Source organism: Bacillus sp. 1780r2a1 (assembly GCA_024134725.1).
GTDB classification, from domain to species: Bacteria; Bacillota; Bacilli; order Bacillales; family Bacillaceae_H; genus Priestia; species Priestia aryabhattai_A.
In genome coordinates, this window is record CP099863.1 from 2,554,923 (window position 1) to 2,581,811 (window position 26,889).

The window sequence follows — 26,889 nt, forward strand, 5'->3', positions numbered from 1 at the left end:
TTTAACTATTTACCACTTTATTTGAAAGGTTTCCTGCTTCTCTTTTTTCTTTTTGTCCTCTTCTTAGTGCTAGCGTAATGGAAGCAGCCCAAACAATTAAAATAAACGCATAGATAGCTGTTTGCATAAGAGTGGAAACAGAGCTAGACATTAGGAGAGTACGTGTATTAGTCAAGATAATAAAGCCACCTACCAGAGCCCCTAGTAAATGTGCAGGAATAATCCTTACAAGCCAAGCTGCAATTGGAGCTGCAATAATTCCACCAATCATTAAAGCAGCTACCCACATCCAGTTCACTTGTTCCCATCCAAGCGAAATTAAAAATCCTAAAGTAGCTGAAACCGCAATAGCAAACTCACTCGTGTCCACTGTACCGATAACTTTACGAGCACTTAATCCACGTTTTGTTAGCAAAACCGGAGTAGCGATTGGTCCCCATCCGCCTCCCCCAGTAGCATCAGCGAATCCTGCTATTAAGCCCAGAGGAATTGACTGTTTTGCAGATAATGGCTTTGCTTCCCTTTCTTCACTTGTTTTAAAGATAAATAGAAACCGTATTAAAACGTAAACCCCTAGTAGCAGTAAAAAGGTAGATATATAAGGTTTTACCAAATCACCTGGTATGTTGCTTAAAAAGCAAGCTCCAACAAACGCTCCAATTGACCCGGGAATTACTAAGCGTAATACGGTTGTCTTATCGACATTTCCAAACCTAATATGTGAAGCTCCTGATGCAGCAGTGGTTACTACCTCCGCTAAATGAACGGATGCAGATGCGACCGCAGGTGCGATTCCAAACGTTAATAATAAAGTTGTTGAAGTAACTCCGTAAGCCATTCCTAACGAACCATCAATTAATTGAGCGAAAAATCCGATAATTACAAACGTAAGTAATTTTTTCATTTTTATTCCCTTGCCCTTCCATGAAGATAAATTGTTTTCTTTTACTGTTAAAGTCTTTTTTGTTTTTGAGTAACAAAAAAAGACTCCTAACCTATTGTTAGAAGCCTTCGGTTTTTCCGATCAGCCCACTCATTGATAGCTACATTATATTCAGCTTTGATGAGATGGTTTCATTTTAATTCAAACTATTCCTAGAAGTCAACTGCGATTTTAAAAAATCATAAATACTAGCCGCTTTAAAGTTCCTCCAGTAAATCTTCAACTTCGTTACTATCTACTTTTTGATAAGCTTCAATCTCTTCTACTATAGGAAGCTTTCCATAGAATGGCTCTTCGCTTCTTCTTACTTTTTCAACCCAGTGAGGATCCAGATTTAAAGCTTGTTGAATCGTTACCATGGATAACTTTTCTCTAATTGCTTCCTCTACTTGTAGAGGTGTAAACAAGTTACCGCCGCTGATAATGGGAATACGTTGATTTACATGTTTAATGATTGCCGGCACAACTTCAGCTTCACCTTCTTTATGGTGGGCTGTTTTAGCATGGAAAGATTGAACTTCTAAATGAACATAGTCAACTTGTTCTTCAATTAACTGATCAATCCATTTCATGGTATCATCCACTGTATTGCCTCCGTACCCTTTTTCTTCTGGAGTCATTGCATAGCCAAGCAAAAAAGGTCTATTAGTAGCGCTTTTAATAACTTTTGAGACCGTACGAAGGACTTCAATGGAAAAAGATAGACGATGTTCCGCTGTTCCTCCAAAATTATCTTTACGATGATTCGCTTGCTTTGAAGTAAACTGCTGTAAAAGGTGTCCGCTCCCTCCTTCAATTTCAACCCCATCAAATCCTGCTTGAATGGCACGCTCGGTTGCACGGGCAAACGCATGTAACGTATGATCCATTTGGGTTTCATTTAATTCTTTTGGCTTTTTTCCTTTCCTACGAACTGCTACCCTACTAGGAGCAACTGCTTCCTCTCCAACTTTTAAATACTCAGCTGACAAAGCGCCACCATGAGAAATACGCAAAATGGTTTTAACCTTCATTCTTTTTGCCATAGCTGTAAATTCGTGTAGCTTTCTTGCTACATAATCTCTGTGAATTCCTAGTTGACCATCCATTACTTTTCCGCCTTCTTCTATATAAGCAGGCCCCACTATTACCATGCTAATGTCCTTGATTCGTTCTCGATAAAAAGCCATATCTTTTTCAGACAGCTCTCCATTCCCATGAGAACTCTGAGTAAATAGAGGCCCCATAACAAGGCGATTTTTCATTTCCATTCCATGTACAAACTTAAAATGTTTAAATAATTTCTCATATGAGGCGTTCAAAGGTTTCACACCCTTTTTTCTTTTAGCTTGGCTTTTATTTCAATCCTTTATAACGATTTATCACATAAAAAAGGAACGTTATTTAATAAACGTTCCTTACGTCCTGAATAGGATAAAAGACAAACTCCGCTTTTCCCACTATGTCATTAATATTAACATTCCCTAATCCATTTCGACTATCTTTGCTATATAATCGATTATCGCCCATTACAAAAATTGAATCTTTAGGAATCTTAATTGGGCCAAAATCTCCTGTTAACTGCATTTGCAAGTATTGAGCTGCTTGTAAATTTCGCTCTAAATACGGTTCTTTCACTTTCTTATCATTGATGTATAATTGATCATCTTTCATCTCGATTTTCTCTCCAGGTAACCCAACAACTCGTTTTACATAATGTTTAGCTGCTCCACTTCCATCAACAATAATAATATCGCCACGTTGCAAGTTATGAATGGCGTAGGACAGCTTGTTAACAAATAATCGTTCTCCATTTTCTAGCGTCGGGTTCATTGAAGCTCCCTGGACTATATATGGACCAAATATAAATGTACGAATGATATATATGAGTGCAACTATGCAGACTAAGGACTTAAACAGACTTCTTAGCTGATCACTTGTCGTCTTTTCAGTAGCCATGTTTTAAACTCCTTTATTAAAACATTCATTTATTTATTATTTTCTTCTTTACACATTTATTCTCATTACATGATAGAAAGACTACACCCACATATTAAAAAAAATAACCCCTAATTTAATATTAGAGGTTTCCATTACGCAAGTTACGTCTTTACACCTCTTATTATATCATCATGAAGCTAATAGAGACTAGCTTTTACATATTCTTTATCAAATTGTCACTTTTTTATCATACTTCATCATATTGCCTAATGAGGTGATAAGTAAAGAATAATGCATAATTTAGTACATCTGTTAAAAGCTAACCAATAACAAACAATCTGATGAAAGGAGTGATTACTATGAGAAAATTCATCCTTTTTGGAACAATATTAATGCTGCTGTTCATCTATACTTCTCCCTCATGGGCTGCTGAAGAACCACGATTTCAGTATCGTTATAACTACAGTGAACTAAGAGAGTTTTTACATATAAATAGTAAGGAATTTAAAAAGGAGTGGAAAAGCGGAGTTACGATTGCTCAAATGGCTGAAAAACGGGATATTAACGAACAGGAACTTTTATTATTTTTAGCAGATAAGCAATTTTCTCAGCTTGATTTAGCTCTTGAAAAAGGGGAAATTGATAAAGATTTTTATCACAACTATTCCATGACGTTAATGCGCGATAATATCTTGTCTTTCATTCACGCTAATGACCATAAATCAACCGCTAAAAAAGTAGATAAGCCTCTTAAAACGTTAGCAGGAAAAACTGCACACTGGCGTGGCAAAGTAGAATTTCTAAAAGAAGAAGGCGAAGTTAAAAGCTATACTACCGTGCAACCTATTCAAAAAGAAAATGCTGAACAACTGCTTTCTGTTGATACGGTATTAAGTAATAACCTTAAAGCTTATGACGTAAAAGACAGCAGCCAAGTAACAGAAGATATTACGTTTGCTATGATTGAAGTAACATGGGAAAAAGAAGGAAAAAAGAAAAAAGAAACAATTGTCGTAAAATAAAAAGGTAGGAGACAACGCAATGATTCCTTTCCACAGGCAAGTCATTGCGTTTCTATTATCATTAGAGGTAAAATTACGTTTATTCCACTACAGGGTCTCACTTTTCTTCGAAGAAGAGCCTAAGCCTCCTCGCTGTAGCGTCTCAGCTCTTCCTCTAGTTCCCCAAAAACCTTAGTGTTCGACGATTCATTACACGAATTTCTTGAATCATTCTCCAAATGAACAAAAAAGCCGAACCATAAAAAGAGATAATCTTCATAGCTCGGATATTTCATTAACTAAAATATGCTTCTCAGTCTGTTTACATAAAATTCTTTTCTTACACTTGTGCTCTTAGCATGAGTCGCGAACAGTATTCAATCACTTCTCTCCTTCTTACAATTCCAATAAATACACCTTGATCATCAATAATCGGTATAAAATTCTGTTCTGTTACTTGCCCAAATATATCTTCTATCTCATCGTTTATAGAAATAGGCTTATAATCTCTATAACGCGGTATCTGTTCCAAGTAGACATGCTCTAATTCATGAACACTTATATGTCCTAGTTTTTTTAATCCCCAAAGCACGTCTCCTTCTGTAATGGTACCTATATATTGACCGCTTTTATTAATTACCGGTACACATGAATAGCGATGGTACTCCATTTTTTCTAACACTTGTCGAACCGTAGCCGTTTCTAATAATGTTACTACTTCAACTTTTGGAATGATAAAAAATGCAACGTTCAATTTTAGCTCTCCTTTATGAGTTGCTATCGCCTTTTTCCATCCGATACAATATGAATATCGATGTTTTCTGTTTGACGCATAATCATTGTCACAATCGATCCTTTGCGTATTTCTTCCCAACGCGTCCTCGCTGATTGTCCTAATAAAACTTGTGTAATATGATTTTTAGTCGCCACATCCACAATAACTCGAGCTGGCTTCCTTCCGTTAGCTTGTTCAACAATAAGTTTTGCCTGAAATGTAGCTGCAAACTTACCCCAATCCTCGATACGCTTTTTTTGCTCTTCCGTCAACTGTTCGTTTGAAACAACATGCAACAACAGCAGTTCTGCCTTTAAGCGATTAGCCATCCGCCAGCCTCTCCTAATTAATTTCTCTGCTGTTTCACTATATTGAATACAAACTAAAATACGTTCACAGATACCCGTTATTCCAATTTCATGAGAATGAAGCAGCTGCTGGTCTATTTCAGCAGCTACTTCCCTTAAGCATAGCTCACGAAGTGCATGTAAATTAGATAGTTTAAAAAAATTTTGCAAACTTTGTTCAATTTTTGCTTCTCTATAGATTTTTCCTTCTTTCAATCGTTTTCGAAGAACTTCTGGTGTGACATCAACCAGCTGAATCTCTTTTGCTCTATGAATGATGGGATCAGGAACTAGTTCATTCACTTTGACTTTTGTAACGTTATACACAAAATCATTTAAGCTTTCAATATGCTGAATATTTACAGCTGACCAAACAGAAATTCCACGCTCTATTAAATACAAAACGTCTTGAAATCGCTTTTTATGAGGCATATTCGGAACATTTGTATGAGCTAATTCATCCACAATCACAACTTGAGGCTTACGACGAATAATGGCTAATAAATCAAGCTCATGAAATGTTCTCTTTTTGTATACAATCTTTTGTCTCGGAATGATTTCTAGATTTCCAATCATTCGCTCCGTATCTGTTCGTCCATGTGTTTCGATGTAACCTATAACAACATCTAGTCCTTCCTGCTGTAAATCATGGGCATCCTGTAGCATCTTATACGTTTTACCTACACCAGGAGCTGCTCCAATATAAAGCTTAAACTCTCCTAGCTGCTTATAATGAAACTCCTTTAAAAGTTCATCTGGTGTTTTCTTTCTAAAGTAGGGGTGAGCTTTGTCATCTTTCATCTTGTAAGCTCCTTTCCATATACAGGCCTTCTCGAAAAAGTGTTTATTTATTATTTCATGTCCTGTAATGCCATATTTAGCTCCAGTACATTTACATACTGAGGTTGGATTGTACCGCCCACTATATTCTCATTAATTAAGTTCGTTAACTTCTGTTTGGAAACATTCGTTTCTTTAGCAATACGCTCTACCTGAGCATAGGCAGCTTCCGGAGTAATATGCGGATCTAATCCAGAAGCTGAGTTTGTCACAAGGTCGATTGGAATTCCACTCTCTGGAACGCTATTTGACCTTTTCCAATCACTGATTGATTGTTCAACGCGCTTTGTTAACTCCTTGTTGGAAGGAGCAAGATTTAAAGAACCCGATCCCGCTCCATTATATTCAATGCTCGATATACGACCGTGAAAATACTTCTTCTCTGTAAAGGATTGACCAATCATGCTTGAACCTACGATTTTTTTATCCTCCGAATAAATTAGGCTACCATTCGCTTTTCCAGGCGCAATCACTTGTGCTAAACCAGTCATTGTCAACGGGTAAATAAGTCCACATAAAATCATTGTAACGACCGTTAAACGAATGATTACAAACCAGCTTGTCTTTTTACTATTCATCTTTATAGCTCCTCTACATGAAAATTGACAGTAATAAATCAATTACTTTAATGCCGATAAAAGGTACCACGACCCCACCTAGACCATAAATAAATAGATTTTTGCGAAGAAGAGCATTTGAACTCATGGGCTGATAGCGTATTCCTTTCATTGCTAGTGGGATTAACATAGGAATAATAACTGCATTAAAGATTAATGCCGCTAATACTGCTGTAATCGGTGAACTCAAATTCATAATGTTTAACGCTTCCATTTTAGGTATTGCAATCGTAAACATTGCAGGAATAATTGCGAAGTACTTAGCAATATCATTTGCAATACTAAATGTAGTCAAAGCTCCCCTTGTCATTAAGAGCTGCTTTCCAATCGATACAACTTCAATAATTTTTGTTGGATCGGAGTCTAAATCAATCATATTAGCAGCTTCTTTGGCCGCTGCTGTTCCGCTATTCATCGCTAGACCAACGTCAGCTTGAGCAAGCGCAGGCGCATCGTTTGTTCCGTCACCAGTCATCGCTACAAGCTTTCCTTGTTCCTGCTCATATCTAATAACATCGATTTTATCTTCTGGCTTACACTCAGCAATAAATTCATCCACACCTGCTTCTTTTGCAATTGTTGCTGCAGTGAGTGGGTTATCCCCTGTACACATAACAGTTTTAATTCCCATTTTACGAAGCTGGTCAAACCGTTCTTTCATTCCTGGTTTTACAGTATCTTTTAAGTAAATTAAACCATAGATTTTATTGTTGACAGCGACCGCTAGAGGGGTTCCTCCTTGACTAGCGATGTGATTGGCTTTTTGTTCTAAGTCAAGCGGTATGCTTCCTCCTTGGCTCGCCACCCAAGAAATCACAGCATCCACAGCACCCTTTCGGATAAGCGTTCCATCCTCTAAGTTCAGACCGCTTATTCTCGTTTGCGCTTGAAACTCAATAAACACTCCTTGTCTTACATCTTCTGTAATAGTTGGTTCTCCTTGCTTTTTAATAAATTCAATAACAGATCGACCCTCAGGTGTTTCATCATAAAGAGAAGAAAGAAACGCCCACTTATATAGCTCTTGTTTCTCCACTTTTTCTACCGTTTGTAGCTCATGTGCCATTCGGTTTCCAAAGGTAATGGTACCGGTTTTGTCTAAAATAATTGTATTAATATCCCCAGCTGCTTCTACAGCTTTTCCAGACATAGCTATTACATTAAACTGTGTTACTCGATCCATTCCAGCAATTCCAATAGCTGATAAAAGACCGCCAATCGTAGTTGGAATTAAACAAACTAGCAAGGAAATTAGAATGGCTGTATCCAATTTAAAACCTAAGTAGTTTGTAAAAACAGGCAGAGTAACCACAACAATTAAAAAAATCATCGTTAAGCTTGTCAAAACTGTATTTAATGCAATTTCATTCGGTGTTTTTTGACGCGAAGCTCCCTCAACTAATGAAATCATTTTATCGAGAAACGATTCTCCAGGATCACACGTAATTCGAACGGTAATCTCATCACTTACAATGGTTGTTCCTCCCGTAACAGAACTAAAGTCTCCACCTGCTTCTTTCATCACAGGAGCTGATTCTCCTGTGATGGCCGACTCGTCTACTGAAGCCATTCCCTTAATGATTTCTCCATCTAAAGGAACCATTTCTCCCTGTGAAATCACCACAATATCTCCTTTTGTCAGCTGAGAAGCAGGAACTTGCTTAATATCTCCATTTTTTTGCAACACGTGTGCAATAACATCTTCTTTGGACTGCTTCAACGAATTAGCCTGAGCTTTACCTCGTCCTTCAGCTAGTGCTTCCGCAAAATTAGCAAACAAAATGGTTAAAAATAAAATGATAGAAACGCCTAAGTTAAACCCCTTTCCAACCGTATCTACTCCAGAAGCAGTTGGGACAATGGTTAAGCATAACGTAATAAAAAAACCGATTTCAACCACAAACATAATAGGATTTTTTATCATTATACGAGGATCTAATTTGACAAAAGATTCCTTTAATGCTTTAATTATAATGGGATTCTTATAATCTTTTTCTACTTTTACTGTCGATGAATTCATTTCTAACTGAGTTTGACTTGATCCGATATGCTTATTCATGTCTTTCCTCCACTTTTTGTTATAACGTTAAAAACTCTGCTACTGGTCCTAATACCAATACTGGAAAAAATGTCAATGCGCCAACAACAAACATCGTTCCAATTAAGATTCCACCAAAAAGAGGTGTATCTGTTTTAAATGTTCCTGATGTTTGTGGAACGAGCTGTTTTTGAGACAACGAACTAGCAACAGCCAACAGCGTAATGAGCCCAAAAAACCTTCCAATATACATAACAAGACCCGTAGAAATATTCCAAAAAACAGTGGCATCACCTAGACCTTCAAACCCAGAACCATTATTCGCAGCGGATGATGTATATTCATACAAGACCTGAGTTAAACCATGGAACCCTGGGTTGGATATTCCGTCTAATCCTAATTTAGTTGTTAGCGCAACCGCTGTGAATCCTAAAATTAATAATGGCTGTAAAATTAACGTAACCGCGATAAGCTTCATTTCTTTGCCTTCAATCTTTTTGCCGACGTATTCAGGTGTGCGTCCTACCATTAGACCCGATAAAAAAACAGCGATTAATACATACATCATTACGTTAATGAACCCTGCTCCAACACCACCGTATACGGTATTAAGAAGCATATTACTTAACGCTAGCATTCCACTGATAGGTGTCAAAGTATCATGCATAGTATTGACTGCTCCTGTTTCACTAGCTGTTGTCACAATGGCATAAAGCGTTGACATTTCCACCCCAAAACGAACTTCTTTTCCTTCCAGATATCCATTTTCGCTATTCAATGTAAAATCATTAAAGGCTGGATTACCTTGCTGTTCACTGATAAGCGCTATTGATAAGAACACCACAAATAACAAACTCATTGAAGCAAACAGCATTCTACCTTCTCTTTTATTACCAATCATCCTACTATACGTAAACGGTAAAGAAACTGGTAAAAGCAGCATTAAAACAATTTGCAGCATATTGCTGAGACCATTTGGGTTTTCAAATGGATGAGCAGAGTTTACGCCGAAAAATCCGCCTCCGTTATTTCCAAACTCTTTAATTGATAGAAAAGCTGCTACGGGTCCTCTTGCAATTTCTTGCTTTTCACCTTCTAAAGTTGTTGCAGTTACTGTAGGATCTAAAGTTTGTGGTACACCTAGCAGCACAAATATAATTCCTGCCACAACTGCTACGGGTAATAATACGTGCGTGATACTTTTAATAAAGTCCGTGAAAAAGTTACCAATACTCTTACCTGTCATTCCTCTCATAAATGCAATTGCTACTGAAAGTGCACTAGCTGGAGCTGCAAACATCATAAACAAAATAGCAACCATTTGTGAGAAATATGAAAGCCCTGATTCTCCGCTGTAATGCTGAAGATTGGTATTGGTCATAAAACTAATTGCTGTATTAAACGCTAAAGCTGGATCCATGTTTTCAAGAGCACTTGGATTTAAAGGCAGCCATGCTTGTGTTCGAAACACTGTATATACGACTAAAATCATAAACGTATTAACAAACAACAATGAAATTGCATATTCCTTCCATGTTTGATCTTTAGGTTGAATTCCAATTACCTTATACAGCAATCTGTCTATTGGCATAAACATTCGACCTGCAGCATTTGGTTCATTAGAAAACACTTTTGCAATGTACACTCCGACTGGCTTAGCGACAGCCGCTACTAATAATAAAAGCAGTACTATGGTAAATAATATTGTATTCACTGAAAAACTCCTCCACTATTAAAATTCATCTGGGTTCATTAAGACATAAAGTAAATATAAGAAAATAAGTAGTGAAATCCCCAATAAAACCATGGACATTTACCGCTTCTCCTCCTTTTTTTCAAGGGTCTTTTCAGACCACTTGATAATTCCTATCATTATCAGTGATAAGCCAACTAAACTGCCGATCATTAGCACATCCATACGTACACTTCCTTACTCTTCTATTAGTAAAAATGCCGCTTTAGGACTTCTTGAATAAATAACGTACTTCACTCCTAGCAGCTGAAAAAACCGCGTTGAATAATTTGAATTCTGGGTAACCAAAATAATTGGAGCTCCAGTAGTAAGCTGAATTGTTTCAATCATCCTTGATAACCGCCCAATGTCTTCTTCCCAAATAATTACTTTATCTACCTGGGCTAAAGGCGCGATTTCATTGTTTATATTAGATAAAAAAATCACTTCTGAGTCCGTTAGCAACAAAGCATCTTCCCTCACCGACTCATTTTCCGTTAACACAACAAAGCGGTGCTGATTACGAAAAGCTGATAGCATCAAAACTTGCTCTTCTCTTTGAATACAAACGATAATTTGCTTCGTTTCCACTAGCATCCCTTCTTTTCCACAAATAAAAAACCACGGAAGAGGGAGCTCTTCCGTGGTTTTTGCACGACAAATAAGCCGTGGTAGACACGAATTTTTTACTCCCAAAACGCTTACGAGGTTAGCTGTCGGATTCGGGTTATGGAAGTAACCCTACTCTTTAAAAAAGAGACTCACCCCAAGGACGGCATCATTGCCGAACAAAGTTGGTTCCCCCGCTCTATAAAGCAGATTAAGCGAATAGTTATTTACTATTTTCGTAGAGATAAACGCTTTTCATTTTCAATAATTGAACAAAAATGCTGATGCGTTAGCTGTGCCACACAGCGATTCGCTTTCTCAAATGAATCCTGCTCATACTGAGCACGGTGTTCAATTAACTGAATCATAGGCTTAGATAGCTGCATTGGTTTACTCCTCTCCCACTGAATTTCGTTCAGGAAAAAAGTATTGTTAGCTGCTATTGTCATAGAAAACGACCACAAATGCACCTTCCTTTCCCCATACGCTTACGAAGTTAGCTGTCGGATTCGGATCTGGAAATAACCCTACTCGAAAAAGAGATTCACCCCAATAAATTGGTTCCTCCGTCCTTTGCTTACTATGCTTGAACTAGCAAAGGTTCAGCGTTCACTGGTGGAACGTTTCATGAGAGTAATCTTACTCCTGTTAAAATTTACTGTCAACACTTTTTTTTACGTATTTTTTCCATCTTTTTTATTATACAAACATAACAAAAAAGCCATGATTCAACGATAGAATCATGGCTTTTTTTTAAATGCTATTTATCTCTTTCACTAAGACAGAGATAGCGTCTGTTTTTGTCGCTTCACGCATTGTACGCTTCATTTCACTTGCTTGTTTTTGAAGAAGTTCTAATTCTTGTAAAAATGTTTCTTTTGTAATTTCCTCTTCTTCTAGAACCGTGCAGTAACCTTTCTTTTGAAAGGCTTTTGCATTCAAAATTTGATCTCCTCTACTTTGAGCTTTAGATAAAGGAATAATCATCATTGGCTTATGAAGGGCTAGAAATTCGAAAATAGCATTAGATCCTCCGCGCGTAATGACATAATCAGTTGCAGCTAATACATCAGGCAACTCTTCGTTCACATACTCCAACTGGCGGTAGCTCGGAATATTCATTAAACTCTCATCAACGTTTCCTTTTCCACACAGGTGCACAATTTGAAATTTCCTCTGAAGTTCAGGCAGCGATTCACGAACAACTTCATTGATTTTTCGCGCACCTAAGCTTCCACCCATAATTGTCAGAACCGGCTTTTTATCATAAAAACGAAGCCAACTTTGACCGTTGTTTGCTTTTCCATGAAATAATTCTCGACGAATTGGCGAGCCCACAACCTGAACTTTTTCTTTCGGGAAATAAGCAGCTGCTTCATCAAATGATGTAAAGATTTTTGTCGCAAAACGCTGAGCAATTTTGTTTGCCAGTCCCGGCGTTAAGTCACTCTCGTGAATAAATACAGGAATATTAAGGGACTTAGCCGCCATGATAACAGGTACGGTTACAAATCCACCTTTAGAGAATACAAGCGATGGCCTTAGCTTCTTTAAAATCCGTCTTGCATCTCCTACTCCCTTAACTACTCGAAAAACATCTTTTACATTTTCCATATCTACATATCGACGAAGTTTTCCACTGGAAATTGGGTAGTACGGAATATTTAAGTTTGTAATTAATTCTTTTTCAATCCCATTATGAGAGCCTACATAGTGAATATCCCACTTTTCTTTATCTAGCTCTTTCATAATAGCGATATTTGGGGTAACGTGACCAGCCGTTCCGCCACCAGTAAATACGATTACATTCTTACTCATCTTATTTCCTCTCTTTACACTGCATTTCAGTCATTTTTAATTTTCTATTCATTGAAAAATTCCTTGCCTTTATATAAAAGATACAGGCTTAACTCATCCATTATAACACCTTATATCTATATATACTGTTTAAAATATAAACGATGCGGAAATTTATGATACAATCAACATGTTTAGTTTTCAAAAAGGGCGTGGTTTTCATTAAGAACGTTAAAGGAAAAATGATTGACCAAGAAACGCGTTGTGTTCATTATCATTCCGATAAAGATATTATTGCAATAAAATTTTATTGTTGCAAAGACTACTATCCTTGTCATAAATGTCACGAAGAAACAGCAGATCACTCAGCTAAAGTTTGGCCAAAAAAGCTGTTTGATACCAAAGCCATTATATGCGGGGTATGTCATAATGAGTTAACTGTTACTGAGTACTTATCCTGTAAATCACAATGTCCAAACTGCCAAGCTCATTTTAATCCAGGTTGCAGTTTGCACACTCACCTCTATTTTGAAGTCTAATTACTCCACCATTAAGAAAAGCTGAACTAATTGTTCAGCTTTTTATAACAATTCTTCGTTAATATGAAGAACTGCTGGTAGTAATCCTGGAAACAGCTCTTCTAAATCTTCTATTCGCAACGAGTAAAAGTGCTGTGTTCCTTCAATTCTAACCTTAATAACTCCTGCTTCGCGAAGTACTTTAAAGTGATGGGATAGCGTTGATTTTGATACGTTAAGCGTCTGATAATAAGAACAATGACTCTCCTTTCTTTTCCCTAAACACTGTACGATGCGCAAGCGATTGGGATCGCTCAAAGCATGTAAGATAGAAGTTAAACGAATTTCTGATTTGGATGGTTGATATGGAATTTTCATATGTAAAAGGTATCACATTCTTATACCTCTTTTCAATGTGGGAGAACCTTCAAATCTAAATGCTTGCATGGCTACTTTTCAAGTGTTATAGTGTTGATTGTTCGATGATTTTCGAACTAACAACATCAACGTTTTAAAATACTACTAGAGACCTTTTTATTTTAGGAGGAATAAATATGATTACTATCCAAGCTTATATGAAAATTAACCCTGCAAAACGCGATGCTTTTTTAGAAGCTATTCAAACATTAATTAAACATTCTACCGAAGAAGAAGGGAATGTAAGCTATCAATTGTTTGAAGATGCATTCGAAAAAAATTCATTTGTAATGCTTGAAGAGTGGAAAGATGAAGCTTCTATTCAAGCTCATAATCAATCTACGCACTTTGTATCATTCGTCCAGTTTGCCAAAGATGGCGTGTTAGTAGCTCCTTTAGAAGCAAAAACTTCATTTTCTAAACCCGAATGACGAAAAGTACAGATTTCAATTCAATGCAAAAAGTCTAAGTGAATGATCACTTAGGCTTTTTTTCCTTTCTTTTTCCAGGTTCTATGCCTATAATAGTCATAGTCAATTATTAAGAAGGTGATTAACGGTATGATTATTTTAAACGTAATACAAGTAGGAACGTTTCTTTTATTATTCGTTGCTTTTTTATGCTTATTTTGGACAATCAGACGCCCTAAACCATGGAAAAGCATTGCGCTACTTGCTAGTTTTTTTGTTTGTTCTGCTCCTTTGCTTTATGCTTTATACGACGAATCCAAACATAACTATTTAGACGCAAACATCGGTCTTGGGTTAGCCTATATCTTCACTTGGGGATTAACCACGTTGCTTGCAGTTGTTGCACTATTTCGCACGTTTTTCCTACGCCCTCATCGCTAAAATAGCCATTATCTAGATGTACTACTTACCAGCAAAGTAGTACATCTTTTCGTATAGTTATTTTTAATTTGTATACGCTAATAGTTGAACAGTTTCCTTACATACAACTGTCTTAAGACGAAATGAGGAGTGAAAGAACATGAAACGCCTATTAGTTATACTCACTGCGATTATGCTGATTGCCATAAGTCGCACACTCGTATTTGCTGCTGAAACAAAAGAGCCTAACGAAACAGCTCCTTCAAAGAATGCTGATGTTCGCATTGTACATGCTTCTCCAGATGCGCCTGCAGTGGATATCTTCTTAGATACAAAACCCGCTGTAGAAGGTGTAAAATTTAAAGATGCTACGGACTTTTTACAAGTACCGGCTGGATCACATCAAGTAGAAGTTTATGCAGCTGGTACAAAAGGAACAAAAGAACCTGTAGTAAAAGCAACGCTTGTTGTAGAAGGTGGAAAGTCTTACACGATTGCTGCTATTAACAAAGTAAATATGTTAGAACTAAAAGCAATATCCAACAATACGGTCGGAACGCCCGATAAAGCAAACGTTCGTGTTGCTCACTTTTCACCTGATGCTCCAGCTGTTAATGTTGGACCAAAAGGAGCGGCTCCACTGTTTACAAATTTAGAATTTAAAACGGTATCTGACTACCAGGCTCTTGCTCCTGGTGCTTATGATCTAAGTGTCACAACCGCAGATGGCAAAGAAATACTTGGACTTCCAGGTACTAAAGTAGAAAGCGGTAAGAATTATACGGTTTTAGCCGTGAATACTGCAAACCAACTTGAAACCATTATTTTAGAAGATACAAAATAACTATTAAATAAGCCAGCGCATAATTGCGCTGGCTTATTATTTCGTATTCACCGACTGTAAGTTTTTAGAAGAAACATACGATTGAATATAAGCTTGCTTACCCTCTTTATATTGACTAGAATCATTCCAATAAGAAGAAGCAAGTTTATGTTTCATTTCAATATAGCCTTCCTGGAATCTTTCACTACGCTTTAACTGATCTTGGAACAGTAAGCAATCATTCCAAAACGTTGAATTAATGGCTGTTACATAAAGGTGTGCGTGCTGAATATGATTTGGTATTTGGCAATAGAAGTCATTTTGCTTTATATATTTTGGATAATGCGACAAAGAAGCCTCATCCTTCAAAGCAATAAATATATTACTTTCTTCTATATATACATATGGGCCATTTTGCAATATTTCAATGACTGATTTTAAATCTTCAGATCGTTGAACACCTATTAATACATCAATAATTGGAGAAGACAACATATTAGGGACAGCTGTACTTCCGATATGATGAACTTCAATTGAAAAGTCTTTAAGCATTGAGGTTACCTTTTCTTTTTCAAATGCATAAAGGACCGGCCATTTTGTTTCGTAATTCACAAGTTCAACCAATGGTCTCCACCTCTCTTTAGCTTTCTTTATAATTTACCATTAAATTGATTAAAAATAAATAATTTTCAAACAATTATTTTTATACAATTTTCTCTTTCAAAGATTTTATGAAAACTGATTATTTTCATTCTGAGCCATGTGGACTAAATTATTAATAAATACTCCATTTACTTGTTAATATTCGCTCATATATACTTCTTTTTTATGAAGTAAAAGTTAAAGATAAAAAAATCGCCCTTTTTATCTTCCATTTGTTTAGGACAAATTCATTATACCGCCACTGTTCGACATATAGTATCATGGATAATGTAGGTAACTTAAGAGAAATATAGTTTTACCTTGAATTTTTGGTTAAGTTGCCGATATATGCTTTGAAATCCATTTTATTTTTAAGAAAATTTAGTAGAATGCAAGGAGGAAAAAATGAATAATAAACACATGATGTATGCAGTTTGTACAACTGCTGCTCTAAGCTCTTCGGCTCTTTTCTTTAATTTAGAAGCTGAAGCTGCTCAACCAGCGACTGTGAATGCCACATCATTAAACGTGCGTGCACTTCCAAGCACAAGTGGTGCAATCGTTGGCAAACTGTATAAAGGAAACACAATTAATGTATTAACAGAACAACAAGGATGGGCAAAAATCCAACTTAACGGCAAAGACGCTTGGATATCAAGCGAATACATAGAGAAAAAAACATCATCCACTTCTCCCACAAATGTTGTCTCAAAACAAGCAACGGTTAACGCGAGCTCTTTAAACGTTCGTTCTGCTGCTAGCACTTCCGCTTCCATCATTACCAACTTGCCTCGCAATGCGAAGGTTACCGTGATCAAAGAAAACGGCGAGTGGGCGCAGATTAAAACAAGCGATGGTAAAACTGGATGGGTTGCCGATCGATACTTACAAATGGGAGCTACTTCTTCTTCTGAAAGTGGCGGCACTTCCGTTTCCAAACAAGCAACGGTTAACGCGAGCTCTTTAAACGTTCGTTCTGCTGCTAGCACTTCCGCTTCCATCATTACCAACTTGCCTCGCAATGCGAAGGTTACCGTGATCAAAGAAAACGGCGAGTGGGCGCAGATTAAAACAAGCGATGGTAAAACTGGATGGGTTGCCGATCGATACTTACAAATGGGAGCTACTTCTTCTTCTGAAAGTGGCGGCACTTCCGTTTCCAAACAAGCAACGGTTAACGCGAGCTCTTTAAACGTTCGTTCTGCTGCTAGCACTTCCGCTTCCATCATTACCAACTTGCCTCGCAATGCGAAGGTTACCGTGATCAAAGAAAACGGCGAGTGGGCGCAGATTAAAACAAGCGATGGTAAAACTGGATGGGTTGCCGATCGATACTTACAAATGGGAGCTACTTCTTCTTCTGAAAGTGGCGGCACTTCCGTTTCCAAACAAGCAACGGTTAACGCGAGCTCTTTAAACGTTCGTTCTGCTGCTAGCACTTCCGCTTCCATCATTACCAACTTGCCTCGCAATGCGAAGGTTACCGTGATCAAAGAAAACGGCGAGTGGGCGCAGATTAAAACAAGCGATGGTAAAACTGGATGGGTTGCCGATCGATACTTACAAATGGGAGCTACTTCTTCTTCTGAAAGTGGCGGCACTTCCGTTTCCAAACAAGCAACGGTTAACGCGAGCTCTTTAAACGTTCGTTCTGCTGCTAGCACTTCTGCTTCCATCATTACCAACTTGCCTCGCAATGCGAAGGTTACCGTGATCAAAGAAAACGGCGAGTGGGCGCAGATTAAAACAAGCGATGGTAAAACTGGATGGGTGGCTAATCGATATTTACAGGTGAGTGCTACTACTCCTGAAAATGGCGGCACTTCCGTTTCTAAACAAGCAACCGTGAACGCCAGCTCTTTAAACGTTCGTTCTGCCGCTAGCACTTCTGCTTCCATCATTACCAACTTGCCGCGCAATGCGAAGGTTACCGTGATCAAAGAAAACGGCGAGTGGGCGCAGATTAAAACAAGCGATGGTAAAACTGGATGGGTGGCTAATCGATATTTACAGGTGAGTGCTACTACTCCTGAAAATGGCGGCACTTCCGTTTCTAAACAAGCAACCGTGAACGCCAGCTCTTTAAACGTTCGTTCTGCCGCTAGCACTTCCGCTTCCATCGTTACCAACTTGCCGCGCAATGCGAAGGTTACGGTAATAAAAGAAAACGGCGAGTGGGCGCAGATCAAAACAAGCGATGGTAAAACTGGATGGGTGGCTAATCGATATTTGCAGGTGAGTGCTACTACTCCTGAAAATGGCGGCACTTCCGTTTCTAAACAAGCAACCGTGAACGCCAGCTCTTTAAACGTTCGTTCTGCCGCTAGCACTTCCGCTTCCATCGTTACCAACTTGCCGCGCAATGCGAAGGTTACGGTAATAAAAGAAAACGGTGAGTGGGCGCAGATCAAAACAAGCGATGGTAAAACTGGATGGGTTGCCAATCGATATTTACAAGTAGGATCCAATCAGCCGGAAACAAACCAACCAACTGAAAAAATTACGATTACGAAAGCTGCTAACTTACGTACACAGCCAAGTTTAAGTGCAAGCATTCTCCGCGTAGCACAAGCTGGGGAATCATTTAATAAAGTAACTGAGTCAAATGGTTGGGTTCAAATTCAATATTCTAGTTCTCAAACAGCTTGGGTATCAAAAGGACTAACGAGTACTGAAGCACCTTCAACACCAGGTGAAGTGACAAACCCAACTTCCGGTTTAGAAAAGAAGCTAATTGTTATTGACCCAGGTCATGGTGGTCATGATCCAGGAGCCGTTGGTCAAGACGAGCTTGAAAAAAACTTAGCACTAAGAACAGCTAAACTGGTAGCAGCACAAGTTGAAAGCGCAGGAGGTACTGTTTTATTTACTCGTTCTGATGATACCTTCATTTCTTTAGATGGGCGAACGCAAATCAGCAACGCAAGCGAAGCTGATGCATTCGTTAGCATCCACTATAATGCAGGAAGTTCATCTGCTACTGGTATTGAAACCTATTACTATTCGGCCCGTGATCAAGAACTTGCAAAATACATTCAAGAGAGTATGGTACAACATACAAATATGAGAGATCGTGGTGCACACCAAGCTAATTTCTATGTTTTAAAACATAATAACAAGCGCTCTGTTCTCGTTGAACTTGGGTTTGTATCGAACCCAACTGAAGAAGACCGCATTGCAACTGAACAATATCAGCAACAAGTTTCTCGCGGTATTGCAGAAGGTATTGCACGTTATTTCGCAGCGACTAAATAAAAAAAACTCTCCTATAAGGGAGAGTTTTTTTACCAACTAGCTTTTTTCACACCAGGAACTTGCCCTTTATAAGCTAACTCTCGAAATGTAATTCGAGACATTCCGAATTGGCGTAAATACCCTCTCGGTCTTCCTGTTACACGGCAACGATTCTTTAAACGAGTCGGCGATGAATCACGTGGTAATTTTTGTAATGCTTCATAGTCTCTTTTTTCTTTTAGTTCTTGTCGAAGAAGTGCATATTTTTCTACCATCTGTTGACGTTTATGTTCTTTTACAACTTTTGATTTTTTAGCCAATGAATATTCATCCTTTCACACTTTTAGTTAAATAGTAATAATTACGATTTTCATTTTGCATTTTATGAGCAGTTTTAATATTAAAACATAGATAAAGGTTGAACGCAAGCACAAAAGCTTATTATTTTATCAAAATAGCATTTGAAATTTTTACCATTTTTTAGGTATTGTTTATAGATAAAGAAAACATTTCAATAATATTACAGTTCATTTACATCTCGATAACTTCGCTTTTATTTGTCGAATTGTAGTATATAATCATTTGTAGAAATTCCAAAAATAATATTTCTAAAGTAAAGGTGATTAAAACATGAAATCGACTGGTATTGTAAGAAAAGTTGACGATTTAGGTCGTATTGTAATTCCTAAAGAACTACGACGTGTACTTGAAATAGATGTAAAAGATCCTGTAGAAATTTTTGTAGAAACTGATCGCATTATTCTAAAGAAATATGAGCCTAATGGAGCTTGTGCAGTTACAGGAGAAGTAGCATCTGACAACGTAACGCTTGCTGATGGAAAACTAACATTAAGCCGTGAAGGCATGGAACGTTTACTAGAAGAGTTAAAACAACATAACATTTAATTAATTTGAAAGGGAATCGCTAAGTAGCGATTCCCTTTTTACTTACTATTTTATAATATGCCAAACGTATGCAAATACACAATAATAATAACAATTGGAATAATGTAACGAAGTAAAATCATCCAAGCTTTAAACAAATGCTGCGCTGTTCTGGAGCCCGATGTAAACTCTTCATATACCGCTTTTTTATCCATGCGATATGAAACAAAAAATGAGATTAACAGAGCACCAAATGGCATTAAGATGTTAAGGGTTAAATAATCAAGCGCATCGAATAATATTTTGCCACCAAACGTTATATCTGATAAAACACCAAAAGATAGAGCTGAAGGAACTCCAACAATAAAGATTAAAATCCCCATAACCCAAGACGCCTTCGTTCGCTTATCACTTTTACCTTTTGTTACTGCTGCTACAATTGTTTCAAGTAAAGAAAATGCAGATGTTAATGTAGCAAACAAGAATAGCGCTAGAAAGATTGTTAAAAACAAGCCACCAAACGGGATTTGTTCAAATACAGCTGGTAATACGTTAAATAGTAATCCCGGCCCTGCTGTGGGCTCCAATCCAATTGAAAACACAGCTGGAAAAATTGCTAGCCCTGCAAAAATTGAAACTAAGATGTTTAGTCCTACAATCATTCCACCTGAACGTTGCAGGCTTTCCTCTTTACTTAAGTACGAACTATATGTGACCATGATTGAAATTCCGATACTAATAGCAAAGAAAGATTGACCCATAGCATATAAAATGCTTTCAGATGTTAGCTTTGTAAAATCAGGATTTAAGAAAAATGCTACACCTTCCATCGCGCCATCTAATGTTAATGAACGAATAATTAATGCAATAAATAAAATAAATAGTGCTGGAAACATGTATTTGTTTGCTTTTTCAATTCCATTTTGAACACCTTTAGCAACGACTATAATCGTAATAATCATGAAGATTAATTGTCCTATGACAGGTGAAAAAGAGCTGGAAATTGTATTGTTAAATAAGGCTGCGTAATCATCTGTTGAACCTACTAATTGATTTGTAACGCTTCTGTATAGATATAGTACAATCCAACCACCAACAACGCTATAAAATGATAAAATGATGAAACTTGTAATAACTCCTAGACGCCCTATCCATACCCAAGCCGTTCCTGGAGCAATTTTTTCATATGCGGAAATAGCATCTTTTTGTGTGCTGCGTCCAATAACAAATTCAGCTAATAGTAAAGGCAAACCAATTAATAACGTAAAAAGTAAAAAAATTAATAAAAACGCGCCTCCTCCACTTGTTCCTGCAACATATGGAAACTTCCAAATCGCTCCGATTCCAACTGCTGAACCTGCTGCTGCCATGATAAAACCTAACTTTGATGTCCATTGATTTGTTTGATTCATCTTGATGTTCCTTTCTTTCTAAATTTCTTCAATAAAAAAAGCTGGCCTAACGTCTCTTTACAATAAGAGACGTTAGGCCAGCTGACCTCCGCGGTACCACTCTTTTTGATATTAATCCATCGATTAACATCCACTTTACTTGTACACCATGTACAAACCTTATAACGGAGGTTATACGTTAAGATATAGTAAGAAGCAAATTCTGTTCCATCTTAAGGGCTCCTGGGCGAGTTCAAGGTCATATTATACTGCTTCACACCAACCAACAGCTCTCTGTGATAATTAGATCCTTTACTACTCCCAATCAACGCAAAATATCTATTAAAGAATTTAGTCAATTTATTTCGAAAATTTATAATATACGTATCATAAGTCTTTTTTTTTAGAGTGTCAACCATTTTTTTATTTATTTTTCTATTTTTCTACAAGATTCGTCATTTTATGCATATGTTTTTGCCTTATCTAATCATGATGGTATACTGGTTATGTAGTAAGAATTTACATATTAGGAGTGGTAATAATGTCTGCGTCTCAGCGCCTTTTACATCATTTTTTAGCTCATCGTAACGTAACAAATATGTTGATTGATAAAATTGAAGAACACCATTATGATTATCAACCAACACCGACATCTATGTCAGCATATAAGCTCACTACACATATGCTTACTTCTTTTTATACATTTGCCAAAATAGCACAAGAAGGCAATCTTACCCCTTTAGAAGAAAAGCATAATATTGAACAGAAAAACTTATCAGAATTAGCTTCTCATTATACTGAAAAAACAAAAGAAATCTTAGCTTCTTTAACAGATGATCAGTTAAACCGCATTATTGATACTTCTGCGGTATTCGGTCAAAAAATGCCTGCAAGCCAATTAGTGTCAATGGCAATTGATCATGAAATTCATCACAAAGGTAACTTGTTTGTATATGTTCGAGAAATGGGACACACAGACCTACCTCTATTTGTAAAGTGGGGATAATTCAGCAGCGTAATTGACTAACAGTCAATTACGCTCTTTTTTTAAAAAAGAACGGCTTGTAAATAAAGATAGAAGGTCCGTTCTATTTTGTCAGAATTATGATATAATTTTACTAATCAATCAATTGTTCCTTGCGTATCTTTCTCCTTAAGCTGTATTGATTGAACGACATGTTCTCTAACTACCTTTAATAAGGAGGCAGTATCAATATGAACCGGACACTTTCACAGTCTTCGTTTATTTCGTCTTTTGGTGGAAATGTAATGAACGTTCTCTCTCCTCAAGCTGGTGAAAACATCTTAGAAATCGGCTCAGGTAACGGATACATGGCAAATCAGCTTAGTTCTCTAGGTGTGAACATAACAGGTATTGATTCGTCTGAAAATATGGTTGAGCAGTCACAGCATCATTACCCTCACCTTCAATTTATGCACGTCAATGCACTTGATTTAGACTATGAAGATCAGTTTGATGCTGTGTTTTCCCAAAACACGCTTCACCTTATTCACCCTCCTAGTGTTGTTATTAAGAATATTTATCGTGCACTTAGACTGCAAGGACGTTTTGTGACAGAATTTAATGGTAAAAACCATCTCTATCCTGTTTTTAACGAAGTAATGCGACAGCTTGCTGTTTTCAATATTATTTCATCTGATTTTTCTCTCCCTTTTTATTTTCCCAGTATTGGAGAATACACTTCCTTGCTTGAGCAGCATGAATTTCATGTTCAAAGCGCTATTTATTTTACACACCCTCTCGTTTTGCAGCACGAAGATGGCCTTCGTAACTGGCTTGATACACATGCATCATCTCTTTTCAAGAATATAACAGCTGAAACAAAACAGATTATCTTCAATAGAGTTGAAGATAGGTTACAAGAAACATTTTTTAAACACGATGAATGGTACTTGCCGGCAGCCTCTATTCGCGTACAGGCTGTAAAAATAAGCTAATGTTTCAAACAAGCCAAAAAGCCATGTGGTATTTCACCACATGGCTTTTAGAGCGACAAAGACATTATTTAAAGTGAAGCATATACCCTTTGCCTCGTACTACCTGAATATCAAGCGTTTTTCCTATTTTTTTACGAACTCGGTACATCAAAGAATTAAGCTCTTCTGGATTAACAAATACATCATTTGTTTCCATCACTCGTTCTGGCCATACTTGTTTTTTGAGCATTTCTTTTGAAACGAAGCTATCGTGCTGTTGAAGCAAATACGATAAACACGCATATTCCTTCTCTGATAATACATATACTTCATCTTTCACTTTAATCTTTTGAAGTACGGGATCAAGCTCGTATTGCTTAGGTGTATGAATTTCATTTAATAGTGGACCTAAATCTAATGTTGCATCCATATCTTGGCTAATAAATGTTAAGACAGCTGTATCATTTGCAATCGATATTTGATCCTGGTGCTGAAGTGTATATGAGTGAGTCGGAATAAGCTGTTGTCCATTTATTTGTGTACCATGTTTGCTATTTAAATCAATAAGCTGATAGTTGTTTTCAGTAGTAATAATTTCAAAGTGCTTGCGAGAGATGTATGCGCTTTGAAACGCTAAATCAGGCAACCATCCATCTCCTTTTCGTCCAACTACAATAGTAGATTGTTCAAGAGGGACAGACGTTCCATTTACAAACGGAGCACCATGCTGAATAATGAGTGTACCATTCATCTGCATCACCTCTTTTTTTAGAATTTTCTTTATTTTGTTATGTAATTATGATTATCGTATTTATTGCGATTGTATGTTACTTTCGATACTATCAACTTATCCACTCTTTTTATAATATATGTTCAATTTGTACAAGTAAATAATTTCAGCAAAGTTTAAGTGGATAGTCATAATTAAACTCAGTAATTAAATTACAGTGTATTTTTGATAAACAATAATTAGTTATTTTGGCATATGTATATGTGATTACCTTCACAAATCTTATCTCTAAGCAAGTTACTGGAGGAAACGAAATGAACCGTGTAGCACAAGAAAAAGAAATTAAAGCCATTAAAAGACGTGTTGCTGTTGTACTACTAATTATGGGATCGTTTTTATTAACCGGCATAAGCTATGGAATTTATTCTATTATGATGCTGAACCTACATATATGGTGATGTAAAAAAAGACATACTGAGTATGTCTTTTTTTATTATTCTTTGTTTGCAACACCGGCATCTGCAAATGTCGCCATTTCTGTAATCATTAAGCATGCTGAATGAAGAAGTGGAAACGCAATGGCTGCGCCGCTTCCTTCACCAAGACGCATCTGTAAGTTTAACAACGGTTCTTTTTTTAAAATGGACAGTGCGAATCGATGACCTGGTTCAACAGATTGATGACTGGCAAACATATAATTGGAAGCCAATTCATTCATTTGGACAGCAAACACTGCCGCTGTGGTACAAATAAACCCGTCCACAATGATTGGTATTCGATGTGAAGCTGCTGCCAACATTGCACCAACCATTCCTGCAATCTCAAGCCCTCCAAAAGCTGCCAAAATGGCAATTGGATCCCTGACATCATATTGTCTATTCTCTAATGCCTGCTCAATTTTTTTTATTTTATGCTTTAGTTGTTGAGAATTGATTCCTGTACCGCTGCCGACTAGCTCGTCTACTTTATGACTTGTTAAAGCAGCTAGTAAAGCCGTGCTAGAAGTAGTGTTACCAATTCCCATTTCTCCAACAATTAAGCATTTTATTCCTTTTTTAATTAGATTTGTTGCTTCATTTATACCTATTTCAATCGCTTTTTCTACTTCATTTCTTGTCATTGCATGCTCTTTGCAAAAATTACGCGTACCCGTTCTAACTTTTTGGCACGAAAGCTCACTGTGTTGAACTGAAGAGGCAATCCCAATATCCACAAGCTGGAATTGAGCTCCAATTTGTTTACTAAATACGTTAATTGCCGCTCCTCCTGCTAAAAAGTTAAGCGCCATTTGAGCCGTTACGCTTTGCGGGAACGCCGAAACTCCCTCTTCAACAACTCCGTGATCAGCTGCAAATACCAGTACTCCAGGCGGTGTAACGGTTGGAAAGGTCTCTTGTGTAATGCCAGCCAAATTAATTGCTAGCTCTTCTAACCTTCCTAAACTTCCTTGAGGCTTTGTTAACGTGTCTATATACTTTGCTGCTGCTTCTGCCGCTTTAACGTCTAAGGGCTGAATTTGTATGCTTGTCAAAATGTTGTACACTCCTTATTTTTTCTATATTCCTTACTTTATCAAATACTAAATTAGATTGGCTATATTTTTTGCATGTCTCTTGTTACAGCACAACTACTCCACTTCCTTTATAAATAGCCAGTGTATATAAACCCTTTTTTCAACACAATTTATAGGAAAGGCTAAATAAGAAAGGAAGAAAAATGTGAAAGAACAACTCTCCTCTTTTGTTAAACAACTTAAAGATTCAGTCACTAACGCTGCTAATGAAATTCAACAAAAAGCAAAAGTAATGTTATCTACTGATTGTACCACTGTTTTTGAGCTATATGAGTGGGTAAAGGAGCATCCTGGAACCCATATCCAAAAACAATCCTTGCTTAACTTCAATTATTGTTTTTATTCCCTTAAGCTGGACAGTGCTAGTTATTATATGGAGACAAAAGATAGCTATTTGCTGTACATGTCGATACAGCAGTCCACAGGAGATTTTTTCACTTACCATTCTTACAAGGATTCTATCCATGATAAAATTAGCATGCCATTTCCCTCAACTCAAAAAAGCACGATTTCATAAACGAAATCGTGCTTTTTACTCATATATCTGTTACTTACCTTTGCGAACTTTAAAAAGAAAGAAAGCAACGAGAAACCCGCCAATCGCGGTTAAAAGTTTCCACATATGTACAATTGGATTGCTCTTCAATTCGTAAGTTTCTCCTTTCCTTTCATAACAACTAACGTACAACCTCATCCATTTCCATACTATACCATAATTTGTTTATAAATTGCAATAATCGATTATTTTTCATAATGTAGCCATCTTGATTTTTCCCCGCCCATTTTCTCATAAAAGTTCTGAGCAACTTCATTATCAGTGGCTGTTTCCCAAGACAACCCCACTAAATCATGTTCTTTTACGTACGTTTCACATGTCTGGAATAACTTTTCTCCTACTTTATTTCCGCGATTCATTGGCAAGACGTACAAATCATTTAAAATGGCTGTTTTCTTTAGCTTTAGTGTGCTGAAAGTTACATAAATGGTTGCAAAACCAAGTAAGCGATTTTGTTCCTCGGCTACGTATTGAACTCCTTTTGATGGATCAGCTAATACTAACTCAATATGAGAAACTATCTCTTTTCGTGGGGGTTCAGGCTGATGGTAAAAATCAACAATATATTCTTTCATCAACGTTGCTAGTCGTTCAACATCTTTTTCAACTACACGTCTAATAACGACCATATGCTCACTCCTCTAGTTAAATAGTATGAAAATCCAACTATTTATTATAGCATAAATTGGATATTTTACAGAACAATCTGATAGATTAATAATCTCTCTAAAGA

At 37.0% G+C, this 26,889-nt stretch carries 29 protein-coding genes, 2 riboswitches and 1 other annotated feature; of the genes, 11 read left to right on the forward strand and 18 right to left on the reverse strand.

The features are described 5' to 3' along the window. Position 1: 1 nt before the first annotated feature. The 3 genes from NIZ91_12750 to lepB form a co-directional block, all read right to left on the reverse strand. Positions 2 to 904, reverse strand: a complete 903-nt coding sequence (locus NIZ91_12750) for a sulfite exporter TauE/SafE family protein (GenBank protein USY53624.1) — start codon at positions 902 to 904, stop codon at positions 2 to 4. A gap of 236 nt (positions 905 to 1,140) precedes the next feature. Continuing rightward, positions 1,141 to 2,244 carry an NADH-dependent flavin oxidoreductase gene (locus tag NIZ91_12755; protein USY53625.1) on the reverse strand — a complete coding sequence of 368 codons (1,104 nt, stop codon included), beginning with the start codon at positions 2,242 to 2,244 and terminating at the stop codon, positions 1,141 to 1,143. A gap of 82 nt (positions 2,245 to 2,326) precedes the next feature. Further along, positions 2,327 to 2,881, reverse strand: coding sequence for a signal peptidase I (gene lepB, locus NIZ91_12760; GenBank protein ID USY53626.1), 555 nt, complete (start codon positions 2,879 to 2,881; stop codon positions 2,327 to 2,329). A gap of 341 nt (positions 2,882 to 3,222) precedes the next feature. Between lepB and NIZ91_12765 the strand changes: the two genes are divergently transcribed. Further along, on the forward strand, positions 3,223 to 3,885 hold the full coding sequence (locus tag NIZ91_12765) for a hypothetical protein (protein USY53627.1): 663 nt from the start codon (positions 3,223 to 3,225) through the stop codon (positions 3,883 to 3,885). Between the two features lie 319 nt (positions 3,886 to 4,204). On the opposite strand, the gene NIZ91_12770 is transcribed toward NIZ91_12765, so the two are convergent. From NIZ91_12770 to NIZ91_12805, 8 genes are all read right to left on the reverse strand, one after another. Beyond that, positions 4,205 to 4,618: a CBS domain-containing protein gene (locus NIZ91_12770; protein USY53628.1), complete on the reverse strand. Its 414-nt coding sequence runs from the start codon at positions 4,616 to 4,618 to the stop codon at positions 4,205 to 4,207. Positions 4,619 to 4,641: 23 nt separating this feature from the next. Beyond that, positions 4,642 to 5,787 carry a KdpD-like non-kinase potassium sensor gene (gene kdpDN, locus NIZ91_12775; protein ID USY53629.1) on the reverse strand — a complete coding sequence of 382 codons (1,146 nt, stop codon included), beginning with the start codon at positions 5,785 to 5,787 and terminating at the stop codon, positions 4,642 to 4,644. A gap of 50 nt (positions 5,788 to 5,837) precedes the next feature. Further along, complete coding sequence (gene kdpC / locus NIZ91_12780; protein USY53630.1) at positions 5,838 to 6,404, reverse strand: potassium-transporting ATPase subunit KdpC; 567 nt, start codon at positions 6,402 to 6,404, stop codon at positions 5,838 to 5,840. Between the two features lie 13 nt (positions 6,405 to 6,417). Then, positions 6,418 to 8,463 carry a potassium-transporting ATPase subunit KdpB gene (kdpB, locus tag NIZ91_12785; protein USY57164.1) on the reverse strand — a complete coding sequence of 682 codons (2,046 nt, stop codon included), beginning with the start codon at positions 8,461 to 8,463 and terminating at the stop codon, positions 6,418 to 6,420. A 58-nt stretch (positions 8,464 to 8,521) separates the two neighbouring features. Then, positions 8,522 to 10,195, reverse strand: coding sequence for a potassium-transporting ATPase subunit KdpA (gene kdpA / locus NIZ91_12790; protein ID USY53631.1), 1,674 nt, complete (start codon positions 10,193 to 10,195; stop codon positions 8,522 to 8,524). Positions 10,196 to 10,411: 216 nt separating this feature from the next. Next, positions 10,412 to 10,804, reverse strand: coding sequence for a hypothetical protein (locus NIZ91_12795; protein USY53632.1), 393 nt, complete (start codon positions 10,802 to 10,804; stop codon positions 10,412 to 10,414). 93 nt (positions 10,805 to 10,897) lie between these two features. Continuing rightward, a riboswitch (cyclic di-AMP (ydaO/yuaA leader) is annotated at positions 10,898 to 11,050 on the reverse strand. 2 nt (positions 11,051 to 11,052) lie between these two features. Further along, positions 11,053 to 11,208 carry a hypothetical protein gene (locus NIZ91_12800; GenBank protein USY53633.1) on the reverse strand — a complete coding sequence of 52 codons (156 nt, stop codon included), beginning with the start codon at positions 11,206 to 11,208 and terminating at the stop codon, positions 11,053 to 11,055. Positions 11,209 to 11,291: 83 nt separating this feature from the next. After that, positions 11,292 to 11,440, reverse strand: a riboswitch (cyclic di-AMP (ydaO/yuaA leader). A gap of 135 nt (positions 11,441 to 11,575) precedes the next feature. Continuing rightward, positions 11,576 to 12,640: an undecaprenyldiphospho-muramoylpentapeptide beta-N-acetylglucosaminyltransferase gene (locus NIZ91_12805; GenBank protein USY53634.1), complete on the reverse strand. Its 1,065-nt coding sequence runs from the start codon at positions 12,638 to 12,640 to the stop codon at positions 11,576 to 11,578. A gap of 221 nt (positions 12,641 to 12,861) precedes the next feature. Between NIZ91_12805 and NIZ91_12810 the strand changes: the two genes are divergently transcribed. After that, the gene (locus NIZ91_12810; GenBank protein ID USY57165.1) at positions 12,862 to 13,158 is read left to right on the forward strand and encodes a CHY zinc finger protein; all 297 of its coding nucleotides are present in this window, start codon (positions 12,862 to 12,864) and stop codon (positions 13,156 to 13,158) included. A 42-nt stretch (positions 13,159 to 13,200) separates the two neighbouring features. On the opposite strand, the gene NIZ91_12815 is transcribed toward NIZ91_12810, so the two are convergent. Continuing rightward, complete coding sequence (locus NIZ91_12815) at positions 13,201 to 13,515, reverse strand: metalloregulator ArsR/SmtB family transcription factor (protein USY53635.1); 315 nt, start codon at positions 13,513 to 13,515, stop codon at positions 13,201 to 13,203. 176 nt (positions 13,516 to 13,691) lie between these two features. On the opposite strand from NIZ91_12815, the gene NIZ91_12820 reads away from it, so the two are divergent. The 3 genes from NIZ91_12820 (at position 13,692) to NIZ91_12830 (ending at position 15,228) form a co-directional block, all read left to right on the forward strand. Further along, entirely contained in the window at positions 13,692 to 13,985 is a 294-nt protein-coding gene (locus tag NIZ91_12820; GenBank protein ID USY53636.1) for an antibiotic biosynthesis monooxygenase, read from the forward strand. A gap of 129 nt (positions 13,986 to 14,114) precedes the next feature. Beyond that, positions 14,115 to 14,405, forward strand: a complete 291-nt coding sequence (locus NIZ91_12825; protein USY53637.1) for a hypothetical protein — start codon at positions 14,115 to 14,117, stop codon at positions 14,403 to 14,405. Between the two features lie 139 nt (positions 14,406 to 14,544). Next, on the forward strand, positions 14,545 to 15,228 hold the full coding sequence (locus NIZ91_12830) for a DUF4397 domain-containing protein (protein ID USY53638.1): 684 nt from the start codon (positions 14,545 to 14,547) through the stop codon (positions 15,226 to 15,228). A gap of 36 nt (positions 15,229 to 15,264) precedes the next feature. Here the strand turns inward: NIZ91_12830 and NIZ91_12835 are convergent, their stop codons facing one another. Beyond that, positions 15,265 to 15,831, reverse strand: a complete 567-nt coding sequence (locus NIZ91_12835; GenBank protein ID USY53639.1) for a GrpB family protein — start codon at positions 15,829 to 15,831, stop codon at positions 15,265 to 15,267. Between the two features lie 423 nt (positions 15,832 to 16,254). On the opposite strand from NIZ91_12835, the gene NIZ91_12840 reads away from it, so the two are divergent. After that, entirely contained in the window at positions 16,255 to 19,104 is a 2,850-nt protein-coding gene (locus NIZ91_12840; GenBank protein ID USY53640.1) for an SH3 domain-containing protein, read from the forward strand. A gap of 29 nt (positions 19,105 to 19,133) precedes the next feature. Here the strand turns inward: NIZ91_12840 and rpsN are convergent, their stop codons facing one another. After that, positions 19,134 to 19,403: a 30S ribosomal protein S14 gene (gene rpsN / locus NIZ91_12845; GenBank protein USY53641.1), complete on the reverse strand. Its 270-nt coding sequence runs from the start codon at positions 19,401 to 19,403 to the stop codon at positions 19,134 to 19,136. Between the two features lie 310 nt (positions 19,404 to 19,713). Here rpsN and NIZ91_12850 point away from each other — a divergent pair, with 310 nt between their 5' ends. Next, a complete protein-coding gene (locus tag NIZ91_12850; protein USY53642.1) occupies positions 19,714 to 19,989 on the forward strand; it encodes an AbrB/MazE/SpoVT family DNA-binding domain-containing protein in 276 nt (91 codons plus the stop codon). A gap of 50 nt (positions 19,990 to 20,039) precedes the next feature. Here the strand turns inward: NIZ91_12850 and NIZ91_12855 are convergent, their stop codons facing one another. Further along, entirely contained in the window at positions 20,040 to 21,380 is a 1,341-nt protein-coding gene (locus tag NIZ91_12855; GenBank protein ID USY53643.1) for a sodium-dependent transporter, read from the reverse strand. Between the two features lie 62 nt (positions 21,381 to 21,442). Beyond that, positions 21,443 to 21,697, reverse strand: a binding site (T-box leader). A gap of 203 nt (positions 21,698 to 21,900) precedes the next feature. Here NIZ91_12855 and NIZ91_12860 point away from each other — a divergent pair. Further along, positions 21,901 to 22,365: a DinB family protein gene (locus NIZ91_12860; GenBank protein USY53644.1), complete on the forward strand. Its 465-nt coding sequence runs from the start codon at positions 21,901 to 21,903 to the stop codon at positions 22,363 to 22,365. A gap of 209 nt (positions 22,366 to 22,574) precedes the next feature. Next, on the forward strand, positions 22,575 to 23,318 hold the full coding sequence (locus NIZ91_12865) for a class I SAM-dependent methyltransferase (GenBank protein ID USY53645.1): 744 nt from the start codon (positions 22,575 to 22,577) through the stop codon (positions 23,316 to 23,318). Between the two features lie 64 nt (positions 23,319 to 23,382). Here the strand turns inward: NIZ91_12865 and NIZ91_12870 are convergent, their stop codons facing one another. Continuing rightward, positions 23,383 to 24,048 carry a winged helix-turn-helix domain-containing protein gene (locus NIZ91_12870; GenBank protein ID USY53646.1) on the reverse strand — a complete coding sequence of 222 codons (666 nt, stop codon included), beginning with the start codon at positions 24,046 to 24,048 and terminating at the stop codon, positions 23,383 to 23,385. Positions 24,049 to 24,341: 293 nt separating this feature from the next. Here NIZ91_12870 and NIZ91_12875 point away from each other — a divergent pair, with 293 nt between their 5' ends. Next, complete coding sequence (locus NIZ91_12875) at positions 24,342 to 24,485, forward strand: hypothetical protein (protein ID USY53647.1); 144 nt, start codon at positions 24,342 to 24,344, stop codon at positions 24,483 to 24,485. Positions 24,486 to 24,520: 35 nt separating this feature from the next. Here the strand turns inward: NIZ91_12875 and cobT are convergent, their stop codons facing one another. After that, on the reverse strand, positions 24,521 to 25,558 hold the full coding sequence (gene cobT / locus NIZ91_12880; GenBank protein ID USY53648.1) for a nicotinate-nucleotide--dimethylbenzimidazole phosphoribosyltransferase: 1,038 nt from the start codon (positions 25,556 to 25,558) through the stop codon (positions 24,521 to 24,523). A 187-nt stretch (positions 25,559 to 25,745) separates the two neighbouring features. Between cobT and NIZ91_12885 the strand changes: the two genes are divergently transcribed. Next, entirely contained in the window at positions 25,746 to 26,117 is a 372-nt protein-coding gene (locus NIZ91_12885; protein ID USY53649.1) for a hypothetical protein, read from the forward strand. 224 nt (positions 26,118 to 26,341) lie between these two features. Here NIZ91_12885 and NIZ91_12890 read toward each other — a convergent pair whose 3' ends face one another. Beyond that, positions 26,342 to 26,785, reverse strand: a complete 444-nt coding sequence (locus NIZ91_12890; protein ID USY53650.1) for a GNAT family N-acetyltransferase — start codon at positions 26,783 to 26,785, stop codon at positions 26,342 to 26,344. Positions 26,786 to 26,889: the final 104 nt, after the last annotated feature.